The organism is Psychrobacter sp. TB20-MNA-CIBAN-0197, from assembly GCF_040309765.1.
Lineage (GTDB): Bacteria > Pseudomonadota > Gammaproteobacteria > Pseudomonadales > Moraxellaceae > Psychrobacter > Psychrobacter submarinus.
The window spans coordinates 1-233 of sequence record NZ_JBEOPC010001440.1 but is presented as its reverse complement, the minus strand read 5'-3'; the positions used below and the strand labels follow the sequence as shown (position 1 = coordinate 233).

Annotated in this window: 1 protein-coding gene; it reads right to left on the bottom strand. The window is 61.4% G+C overall.

What is annotated here, in order from left to right; translation table 11 throughout:
• Positions 1-233: UvrB/UvrC motif-containing protein (locus AAEY83_RS18730; RefSeq protein WP_351061719.1), on the bottom strand; the 233-nt coding region annotated here is incomplete at both ends.

The window sequence follows — 233 nt, the reverse complement described above, 5'->3', positions numbered from 1 at the left end:
CCGCGCACGCTGATCAGGTGGACACAGGCGCCGCCTGGGTTGACGAATGCGGCAATAACGTCGATATCGCCGGTTCCGCCTTCCATGCTTTGCTGGTCCTGCACCCGACGCAGCAAGGCAATCTGGTCGCGCAATTCGGCCGCGCGTTCGAATTCGAGATTGATCGCTGCCTCTTCCATCGCGGTGGACAGCTCATTAGTCAGCGCGTGGCTGCGACCCTCGAGGAACATCAC